The organism is Leuconostoc lactis KCTC 3528 = DSM 20202, assembly GCF_014651235.1.
Lineage (GTDB): Bacteria > Bacillota > Bacilli > Lactobacillales > Lactobacillaceae > Leuconostoc > Leuconostoc lactis.
The window spans coordinates 22,497-29,103 of record NZ_BMWM01000021.1; the positions used below are offsets into that span (position 1 = coordinate 22,497).

General features: G+C 45.0%; 8 protein-coding genes. All 8 read left to right on the forward strand.

The window, feature by feature from the left end; translation table 11 throughout:
• The first annotated feature begins 99 nt into the window (after positions 1-99).
• The 8 genes from IE039_RS06375 (at position 100) to rnhB (ending at position 6,375) form a co-directional block, all read left to right on the forward strand.
• Entirely contained in the window at positions 100-789 is a 690-nt protein-coding gene (locus tag IE039_RS06375) for a tRNA (adenine(22)-N(1))-methyltransferase (protein WP_010004052.1), read from the forward strand.
• A complete protein-coding gene (locus tag IE039_RS06380; RefSeq protein WP_010004050.1) occupies positions 786-1,574 on the forward strand; it encodes a Nif3-like dinuclear metal center hexameric protein in 789 nt (262 codons plus the stop codon). Before IE039_RS06375 ends, IE039_RS06380 begins: the two co-directional genes overlap by 4 nt.
• A gap of 89 nt (positions 1,575-1,663) precedes the next feature.
• Positions 1,664-2,902, forward strand: coding sequence for a peptidase T (gene pepT / locus IE039_RS06385; protein ID WP_010004049.1), 1,239 nt, complete (start codon positions 1,664-1,666; stop codon positions 2,900-2,902).
• A gap of 69 nt (positions 2,903-2,971) precedes the next feature.
• On the forward strand, positions 2,972-3,889 hold the full coding sequence (locus IE039_RS06390; RefSeq protein WP_010004048.1) for a DUF459 domain-containing protein: 918 nt from the start codon (positions 2,972-2,974) through the stop codon (positions 3,887-3,889).
• Entirely contained in the window at positions 3,871-4,479 is a 609-nt protein-coding gene (locus tag IE039_RS06395) for a YpmS family protein (protein ID WP_010004047.1), read from the forward strand. The genes IE039_RS06390 and IE039_RS06395 overlap by 19 nt, the downstream gene beginning before the upstream one ends.
• The gene (locus IE039_RS06400) at positions 4,469-4,696 is read left to right on the forward strand and encodes a YozE family protein (RefSeq protein ID WP_010004046.1); all 228 of its coding nucleotides are present in this window, start codon (positions 4,469-4,471) and stop codon (positions 4,694-4,696) included. Before IE039_RS06395 ends, IE039_RS06400 begins: the two co-directional genes overlap by 11 nt.
• 51 nt (positions 4,697-4,747) lie before the next feature.
• Positions 4,748-5,593, forward strand: a complete 846-nt coding sequence (gene ylqF, locus IE039_RS06405) for a ribosome biogenesis GTPase YlqF (protein WP_010004045.1) — start codon at positions 4,748-4,750, stop codon at positions 5,591-5,593.
• 5 nt (positions 5,594-5,598) lie between these two features.
• Positions 5,599-6,375, forward strand: coding sequence for a ribonuclease HII (gene rnhB, locus IE039_RS06410; protein ID WP_048700812.1), 777 nt, complete (start codon positions 5,599-5,601; stop codon positions 6,373-6,375).
• Positions 6,376-6,607 lie beyond the last annotated feature (232 nt).

Consider the following 6,607-nt stretch of genomic DNA (forward strand, 5'->3'; position numbering starts at 1 on the left):
TAAGTTCAGCACTTGTTGCTGGCCTTTTTGTTAGGGAATTATGAGTGAATAGTCATAATGTGACGTGTTATGATATACTAGAATTAAAGGAATCTAACCATGGATAGTGTCAATTTATCGCCCCGCTTAGCCGCGGTGGCAAGTTTTGTACCAAAAGGTGCACGTCTGGCAGATATTGGATCTGATCATGCCTATTTGCCAGCACATTTATTATTAAAATCACATATTGATTTTGCGGTTGTCGGTGAGGTGGCCAAAGGCCCTTTGGAAAATGCACGGCAAGAACTGAAAAGACAACGGTTATTAGCTGCCACAGCGCTTCGTTTAGCGGATGGTTTAGCGGCTGTGACGGACGACGATCAGGTGGATACTGTGACGATTGCTGGTATGGGCGGGATTTTAATTCGCGACATTTTAGCAGCAGCTAAGCAACGGGGACAAAGTTTTACAACACTAATTTTGCAACCCAATACGGATGAACAGGTTGTGCGTGAGTGGTTAGTGCAGCATGGGTATCAGATTACGCACGAACGTATTGTGCAAGAAGACAAACATTTTTATGAAATTATTGTAGCCAAGCCAGGCAACCAAACATTATCAGCGCAAGATCTCGTGTTTGGACCGTTTTTACGCGATGAGCAATCACCTGCTTTTAAAGCGAAATGGCAAAAGGAAGCAGATCGGATTAGCTTGATTTTTGAACGTCTGACTGCGGCTGGTAAAGCTGATACACGAGCTTATCAACAATGGCAAGCTCGTTTCCAAGACATTCAAGAGGTGCTGTCATGATTACAGCCCAAATGTTAATTGATCAAATTGAACAGTTTGCACCAAAGACATTGGCCGAAGCGGGTGATCCCACAGGTTTACAAATTGGTGATCCCAACCAACCGATTCACCGGGTGATGACGGCGCTTGATGTGCGGCCAGAAGTGGTGGCTGAAGCGATTGCGCAGTCGGTTGATTTTATCTGGGCACATCATGAAGCGATGTTTTTTCCGGCTAAAAATTTAGATTTGCGTCAACCACAAAACCAAATGTATGCGGATCTGATCAAGCATAATATTGTGGTCTATGCCTCACACACCAACCTAGACAGTGCCGCGGGCGGCATGAATGATTGGTTGGCTGATGCGTTAGCCCTCACCGCGATTGAACCCTTAGTGCCGAATGCCGATGGGCGTACCGGTTTGGGGCGCATTGGCGTGTTAGCCACACCAATTTCGGTAGCTGATTATGCTGCCCAATTACGGACGCGCTTTGGCGTTCAAACTCTGCGGGTTATCGCCGATGACTTGACTAAACCAATTCAAAAAGTAGCCGTCTTAGGTGGTGATGGGGGGCGTTATTGGCAACAAGCTCAAGCAGCCGGCGCCGATGCCTTTGTGACCGCTGATGTTTACTATCATGTTGGGCATGATATTTTGGCGGCTGGGTTTGTGGTGATTGACCCTGATCATCATATGGAGGCCATTGCAGCCACACCGATGGCAGCCAAAGTGCATGAGTGGTTTGGTGAGCAGCTGACAGCATTTCCGACAACAACTAACACGGATCCATACACCTATATCTAAGATTTCGGGGACGTCCGGACAATTTGTCGGCCAAAAGATAGAAAGGATCGCGATTCGACATGCACAGTGTCGTGAATCAAGAATAGATTATGACAAGCGAAAAATATCCTGAATTAGTATCACGTTTTTTGAAATATGTTGCGGTGGATACCCAATCAGATGAGACGGCAACAACAGTCCCATCTTCACCTAAAGAAGTGGCCTTTTTGGCTGACTTAGCAGCTGAATTACAAGCCATTGGTCTGGAAAATGTCCGGACCATGGCGGATGGTTACGTGTTTGCGGAACTGGCAAGTAACGTTGATGATGACAGTGTGCCAACGATTGGTTTTATTGCCCATGTTGATACGGCAGACTTTAACGGCGCCAATGTGCGACCACAAATTATCGAAAATTATGATGGTCAAGCAACGATTCCATTGGGTAACAGTGGCTATGAACTTAACCCAGATGATTTCCCAAGCTTGAAAAAGTATGCGGGTCATACGTTGATTACAACAGATGGGACAACGCTACTTGGCGCTGATGATAAAGCTGGGGTTGCTGAAATTATCACAGCGGCGCAATATTTGATTGCCCATCCTGAAATTAAGCACGGCCCATTGCGTTTTGCCTTTGGACCAGATGAAGAAATTGGCATCGGCGCGGATCACTTTGATACGGCAGCCTTTGGGGCGGATTTTGCTTACACGGTTGACGGTGGTCCAGCTGGTGAATTAGAATGGGAAACTTTTTCGGCTGCTGGTGCAACCGTGACAATTCAAGGCCGTAATGTGCATCCAGGTACGGCAAAAGACACCATGATCAATGCAATTCAAGTGGCTTTTGATTTCCATGCGCAATTACCAGAACATGACCGACCAGAACATACTGCTGGCCGTGAAGGTTTCTGGCATGTGATGCAAGTTTCTGGGAACCCAGAAGCAGCGGAATTACGTTACATTGTTCGTGATCATGATCGCGCAACATTTGAAGCGCGTAAGCAACGCTTGTTAGACATTGCTGAACAATTCAACCAATCATTTGGGGAAACCCGTGTGACGGTCACGCTTAAAGATCAATACTATAACATGGGTGAAATCTTAAAAGACGACATGCGTTCTGTTGACTTGGCGGAGAAGGCGATGCAAGAATTGGGCATCACACCCTTGATTGAACCTGTACGTGGTGGCACAGATGGTTCAAAGATTACGTTCTTGGGCTTGCCAACACCAAACCTATTTGCTGGTGGCGAGAACATGCATGGCCGGTTTGAATATGTCTCAACGACAACCATGGCGCAAGCAACGGATACCATTTTGAAAATTATTGCCTTAGCTCAGCAATAATATAAGCGCAATCGCTTGATTGCGCTTTTTTTGTTACAATAGAATAGATCAAATTTTTAGGGGACAAGGATGCGAAAGTATGTGACGATTGGCAGTATTGTGTTGTTACTGGTCGGTTTAGGCGTCGGCATTTGGCTGACCATGAAAAAACCAGCACTGAATACAGCGACACCGCAACAAGCTGCCAAAATAGCCAAGGTGAATAAAGTGGCATTGGTCGCATTGGGTGATTCACTGACGGCAGGTGTTGGCGATGATGGCAAGCAACAAGGCTACACGGGTCGGATTGCCAAGCAGATACAACAACAGTATGCTGTCAAAGTAACCATGGCCAATTATGGGCGTTCGGGGGATCGCTCTGATCAAATCCAGCATCGCTTAGCAACACAACCAAAAATGCAGTCAGACATCCAACACGCGCAAGCGATTATCCTGACGGTTGGTGGCAATGATTTGCAACAACTCCTCCTTAAAAACCAATCAGCACAATCCCCTGAAGCGTTGACTAAAGCCGTTCAAGCGGGGCAGTCGGCGTACCGTCAGCAGTTGCGGACACTCTTTGAGACGATTCGACAGTACAATCCCGATGCACCGATTTACATTTTTGGGAATTATAATCCGATTTTTGTTCATTTTCCGAATCGGCAAGATTTCAATACGGATGTTGCGCTGTTTAATGCGATTAACCAGGAAGTGGCCAAAGCGGATAAAAATAGCCACTATGTCGACGTATTTGGTTTAACTTATGGGCAATATCGCACCGAAAGTGCGCGTCAAAAACTCATCGCATCAGCAGAGATCGCCGATCAAACAACTAAAAATCCCGATCAGTTCATGACAAAACTAGCTGAAAAGCCAGCCTTTACGAACGACTGGATTAGTACAACAGATCATTATCACCCCAATAAAAAAGGGTATGACTTTATGACGACCCAATTATTTGAACAAATGAGACGAGGACAAGCTGCATGGCTGACAACCCCTTAACACGACCGAAAGTTGCAAAAAGATCACCAAAAATTTGGTTTTGGGCTTTTTGGACCTTAGTGCTCTTCTTGCTTCTAGGTATCGGCACCACTTATTATTTGGCCACTCAAAAGACGCCAATAACTGATTCACCGGCTAAAATTGCCAAAACTGATGCCACCTTTGACGTGACGTTAAATACCAAACAGGTCAATGCCTTAGTTGATTATTATTTGAAAGATACGCACACTGAAAATTATACTTTTCGAGTTGGCGACACGATTACTTTGTACGGGCAGACAAAAATGCTGGGCGATACCTTTCGTTTTGGCTTAGCCATGACACCAGAAGTGACCAAAAATGGGAATGTGATTTTAACGGCAAAAACGTTACGCGTTGGTAATTTACCCTTACCAATCGGTGTCGTGATGCAATATGTGAAACGCAGTTATCACGCGCCAAAGTTTGTGACGATTAATCCTGGTAAACAGCAGATTTTTATTGATATGTCAAAATTACCAGTGACAAATGGGCTATCATTTCGCGCCAAAATTATTGATTTAAAAGCAGGGCAGTTTGTCTTTGAAGGGGGGCTTGAAAATGGCAAATAGTGCACGGTCATTTTATGATTGGTTGATGACAAATCGTAACGCGGTGGCTGCAGATGAAATACAGCAGTTTGCCAATAACGCTTTTTTGGACTTAACTTTTCCAAAGCAAAGCACAGATTTTGATGATATTTCAAATTATTTAGAAGAAAATGCGTCTTACTTGACCGAAATGTCAATCTTTGATCAAGCTTGGGAACGCTATCAAGCAGGACGATAAAAAATAGGATGGAGGAACTGCTGGCACAAATTGTTGGCAGCAAGGACGAATATGGCACAAATTATTCAATGGTTCCCTGGTCATATGGCCAAAGCCTTTCGCCTGATGCGCGAAAATTTAAAGTTAGTGGATGTAGTTTTTGAACTGGTGGATGCGCGCATTCCTGAAAGTTCTCGTAACCCAGAAGTTGATAAGTTAATTGGTTCAAAACCACGCTTACTCATCATGACGAAAGCTGATTTAGCGGATCCTGAGCAAACACGTGCTTGGAAGCAACACTTTGAAGCCCAAGGGCACACAGTGCTAGTGTTGGATACCCGTGACCCACGAACACCACAGTTGGTGACAAAGGCGGCGCGCCGTGCCGTGGAAGCTAAAAAGGCCGCGCAACTGGCCCGTGGGATTCAAGATCAACCCATTCGGGCACTGATTGCGGGGATTCCTAACGTTGGTAAGTCCACTTTACTGAACCATCTGGTGATGAAAAACGTTGCCCCAACTGCGGATCGACCTGGTGTGACGAAGAAGGTTGCGTGGCTTAAAACGCCAACCAAGCTCGAATTGCTTGATTCACCGGGTGTGTTGTGGCCGAAATTTGAAGATCAAACCGTTGGGTTGAAATTAGCCTTAACTGGCGCCGTCAAAGACACGATTTTTGCTAAGGATGATGCGGTCTTGTTCTTACTTGATTTCTTCCGTAATTACCGACCAGAGGCGATTATTTCACGCTACCATTTAGATGCGAACGTGTTTGATGAGGCCAGTGTGCAAATTTTGCTGGACATTACGCAAAAACTTGGCTTCAAGGACGATTATGAAAAGGCCAGTGAACGTGTCTTAAATGACTTGCGTAAAGGCAAACTTGGGCCCTTTACTTTAGATCTTCTTGACGTGTAAGTGATATGGCAGAAACAATTGCACAAATTAAAAATAGTCTTAAAGCCATAACGGATCCAGCTGATCCGCGTTTAGCAAATTGGCGGCAAGATAGTCGGACTGGCGTTCAACAGGCGTTGCAGCAATGGGACAAGCAACAATTGAAATTAGCAGCCAAACGCGAGAATTTCAAAACCCGTTTTACCTTTGAAGCCCAACAGTGGGATCAAGGGCTGTCTCATGTTGCTGGTGTTGATGAGGTTGGACGCGGGCCCTTAGCAGGGCCAGTGGTGGCAGCAGCGGTTATTTTGCCGCATGATTTTGCAGAACTCGACGTGATTGATTCTAAGCAACTGTCTGAAAAAATGCGCGACCAATTATTTGATCGCATTATCGCCCAAGCACTGTCGATTGGGATTGGCGTGGTTGATGCCGCGGTGATTGATGACATTAATATTTACGAGGCAGCGCGCTTGGCCATGACGCAAGCAGTCGCTGAACTGGCACCTGAACCAGATTACTTATTAATTGATGCGATGACGTTGCAGACTGATATTCCCCAGTTATCGTTGATTAAAGGGGATGCTAGGAGTAATTCCATTGCGGCGGCTAGTATTATTGCAAAAGTGACCCGTGATCGCATGATGACCGATTACGATCGGCAATATCCAGGTTATGGTTTTGCACAACACGCTGGTTATGGCACCAAAGCACATTTGGCTGCACTGGCAGAACTTGGGGTGACGCCAATTCATCGCCGGTCATTTGGACCAGTCAAATCCGTGATTGCAGAAAAAAAATAACAAAAAAAATACCAAGCACAGGGTGTGTTTGGTATTTTTTTTGGCTGTCATCGGGTTAAACGTCACAAAAGTGTTTACAGTATTAGAGTGACATAATATAATTAAAGTCTGTCTAAAAACTTTAAGTGTTTACTGAGTGAGTAAACAGATTGTTTTTAATCAAGGCAGATTGCAAGAAATAACTTGAACGAATTTAGTGACGTAGATTAAGTAAGAAGATCTCGATTGGTAT